16 protein-coding genes are annotated in these 17,786 nt (G+C 36.2%); 13 read left to right on the top strand and 3 right to left on the bottom strand.

What is annotated here, in order from left to right:
- Window positions 1–25 precede the first annotated feature (25 nt).
- The gene (locus tag REB14_RS13350; protein WP_309522415.1) at window positions 26–1,087 is read right to left on the bottom strand and encodes a hypothetical protein; all 1,062 of its coding nucleotides are present in this window, start codon (window positions 1,085–1,087) and stop codon (window positions 26–28) included.
- A gap of 140 nt (window positions 1,088–1,227) precedes the next feature.
- Between REB14_RS13350 and REB14_RS13345 the strand changes: the two genes are divergently transcribed.
- The 13 genes from REB14_RS13345 to REB14_RS13285 all read left to right on the top strand — a co-directional run bounded on the left by REB14_RS13345 (window position 1,228) and on the right by REB14_RS13285 (window position 16,524).
- Complete coding sequence (locus REB14_RS13345; RefSeq protein WP_079243550.1) at window positions 1,228–2,754, top strand: helicase HerA-like domain-containing protein; 1,527 nt, start codon at window positions 1,228–1,230, stop codon at window positions 2,752–2,754.
- Window positions 2,755–2,906: 152 nt separating this feature from the next.
- A complete protein-coding gene (locus tag REB14_RS13340) occupies window positions 2,907–4,130 on the top strand; it encodes a 3'-5' exonuclease (RefSeq protein ID WP_309522414.1) in 1,224 nt (407 codons plus the stop codon).
- A 260-nt stretch (window positions 4,131–4,390) separates the two neighbouring features.
- Complete coding sequence (lysA, locus tag REB14_RS13335; RefSeq protein WP_309522413.1) at window positions 4,391–5,593, top strand: diaminopimelate decarboxylase; 1,203 nt, start codon at window positions 4,391–4,393, stop codon at window positions 5,591–5,593.
- Window positions 5,594–5,815: 222 nt separating this feature from the next.
- The gene (locus REB14_RS13330; RefSeq protein ID WP_309522412.1) at window positions 5,816–7,549 is read left to right on the top strand and encodes a thiamine pyrophosphate-dependent enzyme; all 1,734 of its coding nucleotides are present in this window, start codon (window positions 5,816–5,818) and stop codon (window positions 7,547–7,549) included.
- A 139-nt stretch (window positions 7,550–7,688) separates the two neighbouring features.
- Window positions 7,689–8,171 (top strand): hypothetical protein, encoded by a 483-nt coding sequence (locus REB14_RS13325; protein ID WP_309522411.1) that lies wholly within the window; start codon window positions 7,689–7,691, stop codon window positions 8,169–8,171.
- Window positions 8,172–8,343: 172 nt separating this feature from the next.
- Entirely contained in the window at window positions 8,344–9,123 is a 780-nt protein-coding gene (locus REB14_RS13320) for a hypothetical protein (protein ID WP_309522410.1), read from the top strand.
- An 85-nt stretch (window positions 9,124–9,208) separates the two neighbouring features.
- Window positions 9,209–10,645: a tRNA (N6-isopentenyl adenosine(37)-C2)-methylthiotransferase MiaB gene (gene miaB / locus REB14_RS13315; protein ID WP_079243545.1), complete on the top strand. Its 1,437-nt coding sequence runs from the start codon at window positions 9,209–9,211 to the stop codon at window positions 10,643–10,645.
- A gap of 9 nt (window positions 10,646–10,654) precedes the next feature.
- Entirely contained in the window at window positions 10,655–11,011 is a 357-nt protein-coding gene (locus tag REB14_RS13310) for a hypothetical protein (RefSeq protein WP_309522409.1), read from the top strand.
- Between the two features lie 132 nt (window positions 11,012–11,143).
- Window positions 11,144–11,881 (top strand): tetratricopeptide repeat protein, encoded by a 738-nt coding sequence (locus REB14_RS13305; protein ID WP_309522408.1) that lies wholly within the window; start codon window positions 11,144–11,146, stop codon window positions 11,879–11,881.
- Between the two features lie 95 nt (window positions 11,882–11,976).
- A complete protein-coding gene (locus REB14_RS13300) occupies window positions 11,977–13,266 on the top strand; it encodes a sigma-54 interaction domain-containing protein (protein ID WP_079243542.1) in 1,290 nt (429 codons plus the stop codon).
- Window positions 13,267–13,279: 13 nt separating this feature from the next.
- A complete protein-coding gene (locus tag REB14_RS13295; protein WP_079243541.1) occupies window positions 13,280–13,984 on the top strand; it encodes a hypothetical protein in 705 nt (234 codons plus the stop codon).
- Entirely contained in the window at window positions 13,974–14,525 is a 552-nt protein-coding gene (locus REB14_RS13290; RefSeq protein ID WP_079244013.1) for an LptE family protein, read from the top strand. The genes REB14_RS13295 and REB14_RS13290 overlap by 11 nt, the downstream gene beginning before the upstream one ends.
- A gap of 1 nt (window position 14,526) precedes the next feature.
- The gene (locus REB14_RS13285; protein WP_309522407.1) at window positions 14,527–16,524 is read left to right on the top strand and encodes a hypothetical protein; all 1,998 of its coding nucleotides are present in this window, start codon (window positions 14,527–14,529) and stop codon (window positions 16,522–16,524) included.
- A 38-nt stretch (window positions 16,525–16,562) separates the two neighbouring features.
- Here the strand turns inward: REB14_RS13285 and REB14_RS13280 are convergent, their stop codons facing one another.
- Together REB14_RS13280 and rnpA are read right to left on the bottom strand one after the other, a co-directional pair.
- Window positions 16,563–17,171, bottom strand: a complete 609-nt coding sequence (locus REB14_RS13280) for a DUF4126 domain-containing protein (protein WP_309522406.1) — start codon at window positions 17,169–17,171, stop codon at window positions 16,563–16,565.
- Window positions 17,172–17,405: 234 nt separating this feature from the next.
- A complete protein-coding gene (rnpA, locus tag REB14_RS13275) occupies window positions 17,406–17,777 on the bottom strand; it encodes a ribonuclease P protein component (protein WP_034692725.1) in 372 nt (123 codons plus the stop codon).
- Window positions 17,778–17,786: the final 9 nt, after the last annotated feature.

Here is a 17,786-nt window from a genome sequence, read left to right as displayed (position 1 = left end):
CGAACAAAATTTTTGAATATCGTGTTTACTCTAGCTTATAATATATTTTGTAAAGGATTTCATTGGTGTTTTCCGTAATGTTTTTATCTGTTTTGAATTGGAGATATTCATCTTTTTTAGCTTCTCCTTCATCATAATGGATCAGCCTGTTGTACCTGTCATAGAGGTAATCTTTAATTTTTCCGTTGTCTGCTAATCTAATAATTTCATCAAAATATTTTTTAGTGTCTTCTTGCATCGGCCAGTCTTTTTCATGGGTTTTATAGAATTCTATCATTTTGTCTATAGCATATACTTCAGACTCGATATTCATATCATTGAAGCCTGTCAGAAGTTCTTTTTTGTCTGCATTTTCTCCCAGCCATTTTATTTTTGCATACGCCGAAGCAATCACAGCATTGGTCATCATAGAATCTCTTTTGAGAACTGGAGATAAGATGATATCCGGAGTATGGCTGGTAGGAAGAGGCTTTTTAGCAGCTATATCCAATACACCAAAATAAGTCTCCGCTTTGGTTTTGAGTTCAGACAGCTGATCATGGGTCATTTCATCACTTGAGCTTCTGATTTTAAAACCCCATCCTCCACATTCATAAATAGAAAGAAGTGATTTCTTATGAGTATATTTTACGCCTTTGAAAAAATCACGCTCACCCATTGCATGATCAAATATGGAATAAATATAATGTACTTTTACCTGATCATTGGATATATTTCCAAACATAGGTTTTAAATCTACACTTTTATTAGAGTTTTGATTAAGAACAGTTTCATATATAGCAAACTCATCTCTCAAAAGCTGGTTGTCTACATATTTTTTAGGATAGATATATAAGGTGAGTACCGTTTTACTTTTTTTACTGTGTTGTTGTATATAACTTACCACAATATGCTTATTTTGTACATCATAAGATGTTATTTCTTCTCTTTGAAAACCAGACCATAAGAGTGGGAAAGTTACTGAGGTGGGAAGGTGTGTGTAATCGCCTTTAATCTGTAAATTGACAGGTTCGTTTCTTTTCTGAGAAAGGAACAAGGTGGAGTAAAAAGCGAAGATAATGAGTAGAGTTTTTTTTAATGAAATCATGTATGGTATATATGTTGTTCTCAAGGCTAAATTAAATAATAAATTTAGAGAACTAAGAATATAATTTAATCAATAATATTATTTTATTTACTCAAATTTTTACAAAAAATTTTATATTTATAAGTTAAAAAAGCGATCAAATGGCAGACAAAACACAATTTATTGAAGAACTTAACACTAGATACACTCCCAAAGGAGAGCATATAATATTAGGAAAAGGAATGTTGGACGGAGAAGTAGTCACAGAAGTGAACGTAACCATTCCCCTGAAAACCATAAACCGTCACGGTCTTATTGCCGGAGCTACGGGAACAGGAAAGACAAAAACATTACAGGTATTTGCAGAACAGCTTTCTCATGCAGGAATTCCCTCTTTGGTTCTTGATATTAAAGGAGATTTCTCCGGGATTGCAGAAGCCGGCCAGATGAATGCTATCATAGAAGAAAGATATGCCAAAACACAGCTTCCCTATAATCCGCAAGGTTTTCCGGTAGAACTCATGAGCATTTCCGGAGGAAAAGGTGTAAAATTGAGAGCTACTGTTACAGAATTCGGACCTGTTTTATTAAGTAAAATCCTTGAATTGAATGATACGCAGCAAAGCATCATGTCTATTGTCTTCAAATATTGTGATGATAAAGGCCTTCCATTGATCGATCTTAACGATTTGAAGAAAGTATTGCAGTATGTGACAGATAACGCACAAGGAAAAGCCGAGCTTGCGGCCAATTACGGATCTATTGCCCCAGCGTCTCTCGGAGCTATTTTAAGATCTATTGTAGCCCTGGAGCAACAGGGAGCAGCAGGATTTTTCGGTGAATTAAGCTTTGATGTTCATGACTTACTGGAAACAAGAGACGGAAAAGGAGTAGTTAATATCTTAAGAGTGGCGGATATCCAGAACAAGCCACAGCTTTTCTCCACGTTTATGCTTTCTCTTTTTGCGGAAATTTATATGACATTTCCGGAAGAAGGAGATAGCGGAAAGCCGAAATTGGTATTATTCATTGATGAAGCCCACCTGATTTTTGATGAAGCTTCGAAAGCGCTTCTTTCACAGATCGAAACAATGGTGAAACTGATCCGTTCCAAAGGAGTTGGGATCTACTTTATTACACAGATTCCCGGTGATGTTCCTGAAAATGTTCTTTCCCAATTAGGATTGAAAATACAGCATGCACTGAGAGGATTTACCGCGAAAGATAAAAAAGAAATTACCAAAGCCGTTGAAAATTATCCTACCACAGAATACTATAATGCTTCCAGTCTGATCCAGAATTTAGGAATTGGAGAAGCATTTGTTACAGCTCTTGATGAAAAAGGAATTCCAACCCCATTAGTACATACTTATCTGATCTCTCCGGAATCAAGAATGGATGTTTTGAACGAGGCAGAAATTTCTGATCTGACTTCAAGATCAGCACTTGTTGCAAAATATGAGCAGGCAATTGACAGAGAATCTGCTTACGAAATGCTTACTAACAGGATGGAACAGGCTGCACAAAACCCGTCACCTACACAAAAGACAAGACCGGTAAAGGAAGAACCCGGAATGTTTGAACAGGTATTGCAGAGTAAAGCTGGCCGTACTTTTACCTCTACATTAATGAGAGAAGGAGCAAAAGCTATTCTCGGAATGTTCGGTTTGGGAGGCAGAAGAAGATAATTTTGAAAGGCAACCTGCTGTATTTTGATATATTTTTTGTTATTTTAGCAGGTTATCTTTACTTAACAAAGAAAAATAAGACCGTATTTTATTGGGGAATAAGAGACCGGTTTTAAATATTAAACTAGAAAAACAGTAGTTAACACACATTCATGTATTCAATTATAGATATAGAAAGTAATGGTGCAGGTTATAGAAATGAATGCATTATAGATATCGCCATTTACAGATATGACGGTCAGAAAATTATAGACCAGTTTATATCTCTGGTAAACCCAGAAGGTGATATTACTCCTTATGTACAAAAACTGACCAGTATTACCCCGAAAATGGTCAAAACTGCTCCAAAATTTCATGAAATTGCCAAAAGAGTGATAGAAATTACTCAAAATACAACTTTGGTAGGGCATAATATTGATTTTGATTACAGGATGCTTCGCCAGTCATTCAAAAGGCTTGGTTATGATTTTAAAATCAATACTTTAGATACAATTCCGTTAGCGAAAAAACTGATTCCAGATGAGGTAAGTTATTCGTTGGGAAAACTGGTGAAATCATTGGGTATTCCTTTGACCAATCATCACAGGGCGGAAGGTGATGCAAGAGCTACCTTAGAACTTTTCAAACTTCTGATTTCGAAAGATACCGAAAATGAAATCATTCAGAAGCAGCACGATGAGTCTAACGCCAAAACGTATATCAATAAGATCAAAGAACTGACCCAGGATCTTCCTAATGATAAGGGATTTGTATACTTTCAGGATGAAGCTGGGCGTATCATGTTCTCTGATTATGTTCAGGACATTAACAAGTTTTCGAAAAAAGTATTCAATTCCAAATCAAAAAAATGGGAACAGATTCAGAAAGATGTTGAGCAGATTAATTTTGAGCTTACCGGAACAGATATTATTGCCAAACTGATCCTGAATTCCAAGAATATTAAAAAGAAAGAAGTTTTACCTTTCGGCTTATATTTCAGGAATAATAAATATGTGGTTGAGAAAAATAAACTTAATAAAACTGAGAAACCGGTTTTGAAATTCAGATCATTTACTCAGGGGACAAAAGCTGTTCAGTTTATTGGTTCTCAGGAAGAATTTAAAGATTTTTCTGTTTTGAAACAAAAAATTGAATTCAGAAAAAGAAATGAACTTTGGCTTGGGCCTGGAAGAAAATTAGGAGAAAAGTTATTTTTAATCATAGAAAACGGGAAGGTGGTTTCCTTTGGATTCTATGAGCTGTTTACGCAGATTCAGACACTGAGTAAGCTGGCTAAGTTGAAAATTGATCTTCCGCTATCTTCCACAGATCTGAATAACGAATTGCAGTTGGCGCTTCTTCGCGGGGATTTTGAGACATTACCGTTACCGAAGTAAAAGAGTGTCTATACGTTACAAGTTGTCTTCTGAAGACAATACTTGTAAAATCAATTTTTAAAAAGTAAAAAATAAATAGTATTTTTGCAAAAAATAAATACAAGCAATGCAAAATTTTAAACAAAATAAAACTGGAAAAAAGGGAGCTGTAAAGTTCTCTAAGGTTTGGAATATTTAAAAGAGTTGTCTTGCATAAAAAATAATCAATGTGGCAGGCTCTTTTCTGAAGAATCTGCCTTTTTTTATGTTAAAATGAAATTATGAATTCAAAAGAATTATTAAAAATTGCCAATGAGTTTGGTACACCAGTGTATGTTTATGATGCGGAGTCCATCAAAGTTCAATACGAAAAACTTACCTCTTCATTTTTAAAACATACGAAGTTCTTCTACGCAGCGAAGGCTTTAACGAATATCAATATTCTTAAATATGTCAAGAACCTGGGTGCATCTTTGGATTGTGTATCTATTAACGAAGTTAAACTAGGATTGAAGGCAGGATTTTCGAAAGAAAAGATATTGTTTACTCCCAATTGTGTTGACCTGGCTGAAATAGAAGAAGCAATGACTTTTGGAGTTCATATTAACATTGATAACATTTCTATTCTTGAACAATTCGGGAATAAATACGGAAATACTTATCCGATTTTAGTAAGAATTAACCCACATATTTTTGCCGGCGGTAACTATAAGATTTCAACAGGGCATATCGACAGTAAATTCGGTATTTCCATTCACCAGGTTCGTCACATCGAAAGAGTGATGAAAAGTACCAACCTGAATGTTGAAGGACTTCACATGCATACAGGAAGCGAAATTAAGGATCCGGATGTATTTCTTCAGGCTTTGGAGATTATGCTGGAGCTTTCTGAGCATTTTCCGAACCTGAAATATCTGGATATGGGAAGTGGTTTCAAAATCCCTTACCAGGACAGTGAAGAAGAAACTGATGTAAGAACATTAGGTAAAAAAGTAGAAAAAGTAATTTCTGAATTTTCAAAATCTACAGGGAAGAAATTCGAATTATGGTTTGAACCCGGGAAATTCTTAGTTGGGAAAAGCGGATATTTATTGGTGAAAGCTAATGTAATCAAGCAGACGACGGCTACTGTTTTTGTTGGTGTGAATTCAGGATTTAATCACCTGATCCGACCAATGTTCTATGATTCTTACCATATGATTGAGAACCTATCTAATCCGAAAGGAGCAGAAAGAATTTACACGGTAGTAGGAAACATCTGTGAAACGGATACATTCGCATGGGACAGAAAACTGAATGAAGTGAGAGAAGGAGATATCCTTGCTTTCCACAATGCAGGAGCTTATGGTTTTGAAATGAGTTCAAACTTCAATTCAAGATTAAAACCTGCTGAAGTGTTGTTCTTAGACGGAAAAGCACACCTTATCCGTAAGAGAGACGAATTTGAAGATCTGTTGAGAAATCAGATAGAAATAGCGATGTAAAATCCGAAACATATGATATAAACAGCCGCCTTTTTTGGGTGGCTGTTTTGTTTTAAAGTAAACACTCAATCTGTAAGGTTTCATCATAAATTCACAAAGTTTTAACATGGTAATAACGGGAAAATTTAAATTTAATTAGCTAAATTTGATAGAGATAGGATGGGAATTATCTTTCTCAATTACTATTTTTCACCCAAAAACAACCACCAAAACAGAGTAATTATGGCAAAAAACATCGCAGAGCAGATTGTTGAAATGCTCGAAAATGCCAATGTGAAAAGAATTTATGCAGTAACCGGCGATAGTCTCAACCATTTGAATATTGCGGTCAAAAAAAGCAATATTCAGTGGATTCATGTAAGGCATGAAGAAGTAGGAGCTTATGCTGCTGCTGCAGAAGCTGAGCTTGATGGTTTGGCAGTGTGTGCCGGAAGTTGTGGTCCAGGACATGTTCATTTGATTAACGGAGTTTATGAAGCACATCGTTCCCATGTCCCCATGTTGGTGATTGCTTCCACGATTCCCAGTGATGAAATGGGAATGGATTACTTTCAGGAAACGAACACAATAAAACTTTTTGATGACTGTAGCTACTACAACCAGATGATTACCCGGCCGGAGCAGGTACAAAGAACGGTACAGACTGCTATTCAACATGCAATTTCCAAAAAAGGAGTTGCTGTGATAGGACTTCCGGGAGACGTTTCTGAACTGGATGCTGAAGAAGGTTCTACTTCCACCCAAATCTTTAAAACCAATCCTGTGATAAGACCATGTGATAATGAACTAAAAAGCTTATCGGGACTTATAAATAAAAGCAAAAAAGTAACATTATATTGTGGAATAGGTGCTGCTGAAGCCCGTGATGAAGTGATTGCTTTGTCTAATCTGTTAAAAGCGCCCGTAGGATATTCATTTAGAGGAAAAATGGCTATCCAGCCCAATAACCCTAATGAAGTGGGACTTACAGGATTGTTAGGATTTCCTTCAGCGTATCACGCCATGCACGAAGCTGATCTCGTTATTCTTCTTGGGACGGATTTTCCCTATCAGAAATTCATGCCTGTAAAAAATAAAATCGTTCAGATTGATGAAAGTCCTGAAAGATTAGGAAGAAGAGCAAAACTGGAGTTGGGACTTACAGGAGATGTCAAAGAAACCATTAAAGCCTTACTGCCTTTACTTGACGAAAAAACTGATGTTCATTTCCTGAACGAGCAGCTGGCATTTTATGATAAAGTGAAAGAAAACCAATTGGAGTATGTCAAAGATTCTGGAAAAGAGAATGCTATTCAGCCGGAATATGTGGCGCATACTTTAAACAAACTTGCTAAACATGATGCTATTTTTACGGTAGATACCGGAATGTGCTGTGTTTGGGGAGCAAGATTTATTACAGGAACCGGAGAAAGGAAAATGCTGGGTTCATTCAATCACGGATCAATGGCGAATGCAATGCCAATGGCTATCGGGGCTGCTTTAGCACATCCTGGAAAACAGGTGATTGCCATGTGTGGAGACGGAGGATTATCTATGCTTTTAGGTGATATGGCCACTATTTTTCAGTATAAACTCCCTATAAAATTAATTGTTTTCAATAACAGAACCCTGGGAATGGTAAAGCTGGAAATGGAAGTTGGTGGAATGCCGGACAATGAAACAGATATGATCAATCCTGATTTTGCTATGGTCGCACATGCGATGGGCTATCCGGGAAAAAATGTTCATCTTCCCGAAGAAGTAGAAAGTGCTATCAAAGAATGTCTGGATCACAATGGACCTTATCTTCTGAATATTTTCACCAATCCTAATGCACTGGCTCTTCCTCCCAAGATTGAATTTGACCAGATCATGGGAATGACCAAATCTATGGCTCAATTGATGCTTGGGGGTAAAATGGATGAGGTTTTTGAAACTGTAAAAAGCAATTATAAACATATTAAAGGTTTGCTGTAGGATGTAAAGAGCGACGATTTCAAAACCTGTCTCTCCTTCACAATATTTAAATTTTAAAACTTCATACTCAGTGTGAAGTTTTTCTTTTCTATAAAGAAGCTAATTATTTACCTTTGCTTATTATATAGGAAACAAAATTATGAGAACAATACTTTTATTTTTGACTTTGTGTGCAGTGAATTTTTCCTTTGCACAGGATCAGGAAGAACGTGATGATTCTTTTATCAGGGAGAGCAATAAAAATGTTCTGAAAATAGATATCAAAGAACCTTTTATGCAGGTGGCTGTAAAATGTAATGATTTTAAACCTGCAGCCTATGAAGGAGGTGTTGCGGCTTATAAAGAAATCCTACACAAATATATGTACGCATACCTGAATTCTGATTTCTATGCTCTTACAGGTGATTTTACATTTACCTTAGTGCTTGATGCTAAAGGAAAAGTAGTAGATGTGAAAGGAATGCCCAAAGTACAGAATAGTGAAGTTTTTTTTGATGATATGCAATATGTAGTAAGAAGAATAAAGAAAAACTGGACTCCGGCATCTTGTGGCGGGCAACCTGTAGCTTCCCAGATTAAAGTTAAAATGAACTTCTCTTCAATGTCTGTGGATATTGATTAGATGCAAAGGTTTTCTTTTCAAAATTTAAACGCAGGGAGGTATTTATTAAAGGGATAAAATAAGCTCTGGAAAGAATAAAAATCAAATGGAAACCATTATCAAAAAAAAAAGAGTTTCAGCTGATTCTACAACAATAAATAACAATCAGTTCTATTAATAATACCCTATAATCATGATTAAGAAATTTTTGTTGCTCATCACTTTCTTTATAACAAAATTAATTTTTGCTCAAAATGAAGTTTTGGATAAATATCCTTATGGCCAAGATTTTTATGCGGGTGGGTTGAATCAATTAAATAAGGAAATGATAAAGGTTGTTAAAGAACAAAAATTGCTGCCTTGTGAAAAAAGTGAAGAACGGTATAATGTACAGATTCTTGTGCATGAAAATTCAACCATCCATTATGTTAAAGATTTTGACACTGTAGATATTCAAAAAAATAAATGTGCATTTGATTTCAACCGTAAAATTATTCCCCATCTCAAAAAATGGATGCCGGCAAAAGTGAACGGGAAATTTGTGGGAGCAATTGCCAAAATTGAAATAAATCCTTTTTATTTAGTTAATTCCAAAGATGATCCAAGTAAAAACGAAAAGAAAGGCCCAACTTTTAAAAAAGGAATAAAAGCTTTTGGATTTGAGGTTAAGTCCATTTTTGAAAGATTCATAAAGAAAAATGAGGACAAAGGAGCTTTGTTGACATTTGTTGTCAATGAGAATGGCGAAATGGAGGATTTCAAGATTGAAGGTGATTTTTTTGACTATGAAAAGAAAGATATCATCAATAGTCTGTCTAGAATAAAAGGAAAATGGAATCCTGCTACATTTAATAATATTCCAATTAGAGCTAAAATTAGTCAACCAATTTTTCAACAATTTGACCTTCAGAAAGAGTTGGAAGATCAGGATAAAATAATGGATCAAAATTTCCATGATAACAGATACAGATAATCTCCTGACATTCTGTCACAATATTTTGTATCTTTGCAAACTTATTTGTTCGTAATTTAAAATTGCGGACCTTAAATCGATTATCGTGCAGGAAAAATATATAGACGAAACAAAACAGGGCGAAGCTTTTGCTATTGCAGAAAGACCGGAGAACTCTAAAAAACTGTTTTTAGAAAGCTATGGTTGTCAGATGAATTTCTCTGACTCTGAAATTGTTGCATCCATTCTTAATGAACAGGGCTATAATACAACGATGAAAGTTGAAGAAGCAGACCTGATTCTTTTAAATACATGTTCCATCCGTGAAAAAGCAGAACAGACCGTAAGAATGCGTCTTTCTCAGTTCAAAAATCTGAAAAAAGAAAGACCGAATATGACGGTAGGAGTTCTGGGATGTATGGCAGAAAGATTGAAAACCAAGTTCTTAGAAGAAGAACAACTGGTTGATCTTGTTGTAGGTCCAGATGCCTACAGAGACTTACCAAATCTTTTAAAAGAAACCGATGATGGACGAGATGCGATTAACGTAATTCTTTCCAAAGAAGAAACTTATGCAGATATCAATCCTGTTCGTTTAGGAGGAAACGGAGTTACCGCATTTGTTACCATTACCAGAGGTTGCGATAATATGTGTACATTCTGTGTAGTTCCTTTTACCAGAGGAAGAGAAAGAAGCCGTGATCCACACTCTATTATTGAAGAATGTAAAGATCTTGCCCATAACGGATATAAAGAAATTACCCTTTTAGGCCAAAACGTAGACTCTTACCTTTGGTATGGAGGAGGTCCTAAAAAAGACTTTGCCAAAGCTTCTGAAATGCAGAAAGCAACAGCCGTTAATTTTGCTCAGCTTCTTGATTTAGTGGCTAAAGCCGTTCCGGAACTGAGAATCAGATTTTCTACTTCAAATCCTCAGGATATGAGTCTGGATGTATTCAAAATGATGGCAAAGCATAATAACATCTGTAAATATGTTCACCTTCCTGTACAAAGTGGAAGCAATAATATGCTTGAAGCAATGAACAGACAGCACACCCGTGAAGAATACCTTGATCTGATCAGAAAAGCGAAGGAAATTGTTCCGGAAGTAGCATTCTCTCAGGATATGATCGTTGGATTCTGTAATGAATCTGAAGAAGATCACCAGGATACCTTAAGCCTGATGAAAGAAGTAGAATATGACTACGGTTATATGTTTGCCTACTCAGAAAGACCGGGAACACCGGCTCACAAAAAAATGGAAGATAATATTCCGGCTGATGTGAAACAAAGACGTCTTGCTGAGGTTATTGCTCTTCAGGGTGAGCTTTCAAACCAGAGAATGAAATCTTATGTCGGAAGAGTACACGAAGTTCTGATTGAAGGAATTTCCAAGAAGAATAAAAACCAATGGAAAGGAAGAAACTCTCAGAATGCCGTATGTGTCTTTGATAAACTGGAAGGACAGAACATAGGTGACATTGTGAACGTTTTTGTTCATGATAACACACAGGGCACACTTTTAGGGAGAACAGCAGAGTAAAATTAAGCAGTGATCAAAGCAGTTTATCTTTTTGCAATGTTTTCGTTTGCCCTGGTATCCTGTCAGACAGAAAAAAATATAAAAAAATATCCTGCAACCGTAGGAGATATCGAATTCGATGCGAAATTGGATAATGCTGATTTTAAGAAGTGTGGCTCAGAAAAATGGGGAAATTTCAGTTTTCAGTATTATCAGGGTTCAAAGGAATTTAGCTATAAGGGTGAAAAGATTGCGATCACTGAAAAACTTAAAAAAGAAAATATATATTCTGAAAAAAAGATCAGCGGTTATATTACCGTGAGATTTTTAGTAAATTGTGAAGGAAAGACAGGTCTCTTCAGATTACAGCATATGAGCCGGATCTGAAAGATTCTGTACTGGATGAAGAATTGGAAAATAAGCTGCTGCAGTTTACAAAATCACTCAATGGCTGGATGCCGAAAGAGATAAAAGGTTTAAAAGTAGATTATTATCAGTATTTAACCTATAAAATTGAAAATGGAAAAGTTTCAGAGGTATTACCTTAGCTTTTTGTTACTTATCGTTTACACCAATACTATTGCACAGGTCAACTGTAATGCAGTAGAGGGTGAGAACTGCAAAAAAGCGTGTGAGTTATACAACTGGGCTTCAGATTTACAGGGGTTTGCAGAATCTCAGGAAGGTTTCGATAAAGCCATTGAATTGTGTCCCGATTTCTCCCATGCTTATATGGAAAAAGCAGTTCCATATCTTAAAAACGGAGATTTTGTAACCTGGAAAATTTTAATGGATAAAGCAGTTGCTTTAGACCCCAAAATGCACCTTGGTTACAGAGGCTGGACGAAGTTTCAGTTCTTAAGAGACTATAAAGGAGCAATTCAGGATTTAGAAGGTTTAAAAAAATATGAGCCCGGAGACTTAGGAAGATCTCAAAACGGAGACTATAATCTGGACATAGTAAGAGCTATGTCCTACAGTGCTTTAGGACAGAAAGAAAAAGCGGCTGGAATTATAGAAAGGCTTCTGGCTACCAGAGGTTATGTGAAGGGAATGTTTGATCATTATCAGCTGGGAGTTACCTATTTCGAGCTGGGAAGATATGACAGAGCCCTGGAAAATTTTGAAAAACAAAGCAAAGAGTACGACTTTGCTGAGAATATATACTTTAAAAGTAAAGTTTCTAAGATCAGAAACAAAGATTATTTGGATTTAAAAATGTTAGCCTTACAAACGTATGATGAAGGAAGACCATGAAAGATGTCTACACTCATCACTTTAACAAAGTCTACAGAAAAGAAATTGAAGAGCTGTAGAAGATTAACATTCAGTCAATAATCAAAAATTTACTTATGAGCAACGAGCTACAAAACATAAAAAACCGTTTCGGAATTATCGGAAACTTTCCTGCACTCAATCGTGCCCTCGAAAAATCTATCCAGGTTGCACCTACAGATATCTCTGTACTTGTGATTGGAGAAAGTGGGGTAGGGAAAGAATTTATTCCGAAAATCATTCATTCAGAATCCAGAAGAAAACATCAGCCTTATATCGTCGTAAACTGTGGAGCAATTCCGGAAGGAACTATAGACTCCGAATTATTCGGACACGAAAAAGGAGCTTTTACAGGGGCTACAGCTACAAGAAAAGGATATTTTGAAGTAGCAGACGGAGGAACGATTTTTCTGGATGAGGTAGGAGAACTTCCTTTACAAACTCAGGTTCGCCTTTTAAGAGTGCTGGAAAGTGGTGAATTTATGAAAGTAGGTTCTTCACAGGTACAGAAAACCAATGTGAGAATTGTGGCTGCTACCAACGTTAATATGATGAAAGCCATCCATGACGGAAGATTCCGTGAGGATTTGTATTACCGTTTGAATACCGTTCAGATCGATATGCCGCCTTTAAGAGAAAGAAAAGGAGATATCCATTTGTTATTCAGAAAATTTGCGATAGACTTTGCAGAAAAATACAGAATGCCGGAACTGGAACTGGAGCAAAGTGCTGTTCATTACATAGAAAGTTATTCTTTCCCGGGGAACGTCCGACAGCTAAGAAACTTAGTAGAGCAGATGACCGTTGTGGAAAGAAACAGAAATATTACCGCTGAGAAACTTGCCGAGTATATTCCTATGGAAACACATCTTCCAATGGTTGTCAATACCCAAAGCACTCCAAAACAGAGCGATTTCGGAAGTGAAAGAGAAATCATGTATAAAATTCTATTCGATATGAGGAATGATATTAATGATTTAAAATCCTTAACTTCGGAACTGATCAAAAACAGAGGTACATCAGATCTGAGCAACCATGAGAAAAATCTGATTAACAGGATTTATACTCCTGAAAGTCAGCCGCAGGTGAACTCCGGATCTTTGTTATATTTTGATAATAATAATGATACTCCGTCAGTTCAGACTCCAACAATTATTTCTACTCCTGATGACAGCTATGAAGATATTGAAGATATCGAAATTGAGGAAAACAGACCAGAATCACTTTCTCTTCAGAATAATGAAAAAGACTTGATTATAAAGGCTTTAGAGAAACATAAAGGACGTAGGAACAGAGCTGCAGATGAGTTGGGGATCTCACAAAGAACTTTATACAGAAAAATAAAACAATATAACCTGGAAGATTAACACTGCATAAATAATGAAAGTCAATTTAACACCTAAGCCGATCAATTTTAAGCTCGGAGAATACATTAACAAAGGGGTCGAACTTTTAAAGAAAGATTTCGGGAATATTTTTATAGCATTTTTAGTTTGCTTTGTGATGTCTATTATTCCGTTCTGCGGACTGCTTGCAATGGGTAATTTATACAAATACCTTCAAAGGCTGAACAGAAATCAGCCGGCAAGTCCTGGAGATATTTTTGATTTCAAAGATTTCATGCCTTATTTTATCCTGCAGTTAATTGTTTTTGGAGGCGTTTTACTGCTTTACATTCCTTTAGTTGCGGTCCTGGGTATATCAGGTGCAATTTCCGGAAGGGATGAATCTAACCCAATGGTTGCACTATTTGTGTTCCCTTATGTATTTTTAATAATAGCAGCTATATATTACTTTGTACTAAAAGGCTTTTATATCATTCCGTTAATCAGCCTTAAAGGAATCAGAGAAGTAAAAGAAGCCTGGAATATTTCAAAAATCATGAGCAAAGGAAATCTATTGTCAATTTTTCTTTTCTCATTGGTAGTGGGTATTTTGTCCCAGATTGGTATTGTTGCCTGTGGGATAGGAATTTTTCTTACCTTACCATTCTTATACACCGCAAATTATTTTGCTTATGAAGATGCTATTCAACAAATTGAGTATGATGAAATTATTGAAATCGGATCTAAAAATGAATTTTAAAATTAACAATATAGGCTTGAAACAATCACTGTTAACGGGAATGCTTTTTGCATTGCTGGGAGTTTTAAATTCATGCTACAGCTTTACGGGATCATCTCTTACGGACGAGAAAACAGTTCAGATTAATGAATTTCCCAATAATGCACCTCTTGTAAACCCTGCGTTATCACAGCAGTTTTCTACGGCAATACAAAACAGATTCCTTCAGAGAACCACTTTGAAAGGAACAAAAGAAAATCCGGATATCCTGATAGAAGGAGAAATTACTGACTATTCCATTACACCTACCACAATCAGTTCCAATACCCAGACTAACCCTTCTGGAGGAGTGATTCAACAGGCACAGAATAAACTTACGATTACAGTAAAGGTACATTATGAAAATAAAATTCATCCGGATGCAAGTTTTGACAGAACGTATTCTGATGAAGCGGCTTTCAATAGTGATGTATCCTTAAGTCAGATCGAAGACCAGCAGGTAAAACTGGTAACAGATAGAATTATTAATAAGATATTTAACGACATTGTAGCGAATTGGTAAGATGAATCCAAGAGTTTTAGAATTAATAAAAAATCCGAAAAATATTCAGTTAGAAGACCTTGGTCTTTTGAAAGAAGAGATTCACACTTTTCCTTATATTCAGAATATCAGGGCACTTCATCTGTATGGAGTGCATCTGTATGAAAAAGAAAACTATCAGAAGGAGCTTTCTATAACGGCTGCATATACTACTGATAAAAAGATTTTATATCAGCTGATCAACGGAAAGATCAGACAGGAGGCTAAACCCGAAATTGTGGAAGAGAAGAAATCTTCTAAAACAATTGAAAAACTTACTCAAATGGTACCGAAGACTCAATCCTTCCCCATCAGGAGAGAAGAGGAAGTTTCCTTGGAAAAATCATCAGAGGAAAAAGAAAATACTTGTGTTTTACCAACTTCACATGAAGTGAGGCACATCTACGTAAACGGTGAACGAAACAGAATTTTATTTGAAGGAGAAGAAAACTTCCTGGATAAAGAAAATTCTGAAATAATAGATCTTGAATCTACTCTTGAATCCGGAACTCTGGTAACCCAGAAAACTGAGGCTATAGTTGAAGAACCGGTTCAGGAGAAAATAGAACCCGTACAAGTTGAAGCTGAGGAGAATGACGGAGAGGAGTTTACGCCGGAAACTATCATTCACGAAGATCAGATTTCTTCAGAAAAAGAGGAAGAAAAAATTGAAGAAGAGGAAAATATCAGCTTCCATGAAGTCGCTACTTTACCGTCTGAGGAAAATATTGAAGCAGCATTAGCGGGAAAACCTATAAATGCAGAAGTCACAGATAGCGAAACAATACCTGCTTCCGGAGAAGAACAGTCTGCAGAAGAGGATGTTGATGCTGAACTGAGCTTCCATGGAACAGATTCATTTATGCCGGACGTTAAGATTCAGGCCAACAATGAAGAAATAACGGAGACCGTTGAAATTTCCCAACCGAATGTCAATAAACATGAGGAGGAAATGAGACGCCTGATTGAAGAGGTTGAGAAAAAAATGAAGGAAACTAAACTTGTTCCGCAAGAAGAAGAAATAGAGCCTGAAACAGTTGAAGATCATGAAATTAGCTTCGCGGATACTCAGAACTTCCATTTCTGGTCAACAAGTGAAGAAAAACCTGAAGAAATAAAAGAAGAACCGGTACAGGAAGAAACTGTTGAGAATCAGTTGCCAGTGGTTGAGGAAACTAAACCTGAAGTTACTGAAGAAAAGATAGAAGAAGCTCCTGAAGTACAACCTGCATGGAAACCAATGAGTGTGGAATCCAATATGCCGGATTCTTTAATCAGTAAGCCTGAACAGGTATCGGCTCCGGCAATGGAAGTAACTCTTGTTACAGAACCTGAAGTAATCATTGAAGAGGAACGTCCTTCCGAAACTGTTGCGGAAACCACGCAGAAAGTTACTCCAGTATTAGAAACATCAGAAATTGAAGAGAATCATTCTGAACCCATTGAATCAGTTGAAGAAGAAAAAGCTAATACTGAGACTTTAAAAGAAAATGTGCCTGTAATGAATGTTTCCTTCTTTGGGACTGATATTTCTACTCTTAAGGTTGAAGAAAAACAGGAGGAAAAGAAAGAAGAACCTGTAGAAAAAGTACAGGAGGTTACTATGAAAAATACGACTCAATCATCCATAGACAGCAATGTTCCAGGTTTTATCAACACATGGCAGAGCTGGCTTAAGATTGACAGAACAGAAGAGATTGAAAAGGAAAAATCAGAAATCAAAGAAAAAGCTATTGAGAGCTTTATTGAGAACAATCCTAGAATCAGTCAGTTAAAAGAAGAAAGTACCTATGTTGTAAAAGAAAAGAATGACGATATCTCGCATTTGATGACAGAGACACTGGCTAATCTTTATTTTGAACAGAAATTATATACAAAGGCCATAAAAGCGTTTGAAATACTCATCAAAAAAAGTCCTGAGAAAAAAGAATATTTTGAATCCAAGATTAAAGATATAAAGGACTTCAGAAGTAAAAATTAAAAAGAAAAAGGTACTGATTAGAACAGTACCTTTTTATTTTATAACTTCTGAGAATTGCTTTTAGTGCTTCTTAATTTTTTCCAGGCCTTCCGCCTAAATACAATAACAACAATTAAGGTAATAAGGGCAAATATGGCAGCTATTACCGGAGCTGCCATTGCAAGAATAGACATGATACCCGCACCGGCTGTCTCTGTTGTTCCTACCATCGAGTTTCCTAAACCTCCGGTTGTCGCCGTAGAAGCAGCCCTTATTCCTGCAAATCCAGAGCTAATCGTAGCTGCTGTGCCCCCACCGGCAATTAATGCCAAAGCCCATTGTGGGAAAGTTCCAAGATCCGCAAACTGACTTGCAAATAATATTGAGCCAGCCACTGTTGCCATAGGAATAGAAACAGTATCCAGTAAATGGTCAACAAAAGGGATGTAATAAGCCAATATCTCAATAATAGTGGCTATTCCTGTCGTAATAAGTGTGGGAAGACCAGCAAGCCATTCAAAATGCTCATTCATTGGAATCCAGTTGAAATAAGAGGCAAGGCTTACAATAAACATAGGAAGAAATACCCGGAAGCCTGTAGCCGCTGCCAGTCCAATCCCAATAAATGCACTGATTATATAAGAAAAATAGGGAACGTTGTCTAACATATTAATTTTCAGATTTATTGTTTTCCTAAAAATACAAAAACTATATGATATTTGGAGCGTTGTTGATTTTAGAGTTCCAGATACGGGATGCGGGGTACGAGGTTTTGAGCTTTACTATTTGTGATTTGCCAGAAAGTAAAAAGAAGATTTTATCTGTGAAAATCTGTGCGATCTTTGGGAAATAAAAAAATCTGCAAGAAAATGTCTCACAGATTTTTTTATTTTAAGGAAAAATTATTTTTTCTGCGCTTCACAGAGTTTGATAAACTGTGCTTCCACATCCTGGAATTTCGGAGGCATCTCAGGAGAAACCCAAAAAAGCATCGCCATAGTTTTTTCTCCAAAGGCTTGCCTGAAAAGATCTTTATTCAGACGATAGCATTCTCTCAGTAACCTTTTGATACGATTCCTGTGTACTGCTCTTTTAAAATATCTCTTAGAAACAGAAACTCCAAATCTTGCAGCTTCTACAGAAAGGTTGGGTTTATCCTTTAGAATAATAATTCTCAGGTTTCCGCTCGTTCTCCATTTACCTTTCTCAAAAAGCAAACTGATCTCTGTGTTTTTTTTGAGCTTTTCCGCTCTGGGATATTTGGAATTTGTCATTTACGAAGT

Origin of the sequence: Chryseobacterium metallicongregator, from assembly GCF_031324065.1 — a bacterium.
In the GTDB taxonomy this organism is placed as follows: domain Bacteria; phylum Bacteroidota; class Bacteroidia; order Flavobacteriales; family Weeksellaceae; genus Chryseobacterium; species Chryseobacterium metallicongregator.
The sequence above is the reverse complement of the archived record's forward strand: the minus strand, read 5'-3'. Positions and strand labels throughout refer to the sequence as shown.